At 44.2% G+C, this 547-nt stretch carries 1 pseudogene; it reads right to left on the bottom strand.

The features are described 5' to 3' along the window. Positions 1 to 329, bottom strand: a pseudogene (locus tag R7044_RS27415) (carboxynorspermidine decarboxylase); the annotation flags it as partial. Positions 330 to 547 lie beyond the last annotated feature (218 nt).

Raw genomic sequence — 547 nt, 5'->3', positions numbered from 1 at the left:
GCTGCAAGTTGAGATTGCGAGTTGAAAATCATTTTGTCACAGATGTCTGCGACTTCACGTACGTCATCTTCGCTGTAACCCACACTGTAGGCGTGCGTTTCGCCACCAAACGTTTCGTAGCCAAGTTTTACTTCGAATGGACCGGAGCTGGTCGTGCCGTCTAAGTAAGGCTTGATGATGTCAAACACACCCCAAGTAGAGAAACACTTCAGTGCTAGCACAAGCTTTACACCTGAGATTTCTTTTAGCTGTTTTGCTTTCTCTAGGTTAGCAATCAGCTTGTCTTCATTGATCATGAAGTACGGAGTTTTTAGTTCATTGTGTTGCATGTTAATACCTTGAGTACTTTCGCCTGAACGAAGCCACTATAAAATCGAACAAAGCCGACGCAATTGCATCGGCTTAGATTTAGTTAATTCAAGATTAGCCTGAGCTTAACTGCTTATTTTTTAAGCTCGTGGATGACTGGTAGCCCTTGAGCCGGTTCCAGCTCCTGAACATGCCAATCTAGACCGATTTCTGGCATTGTTTCTAGGAACGGATCTGG

The organism is Vibrio sp. 1402, from assembly GCF_033340275.1.
Note: the sequence above shows the minus strand (reverse complement) of the source record. Positions and strands in the feature narration are given on the sequence as shown.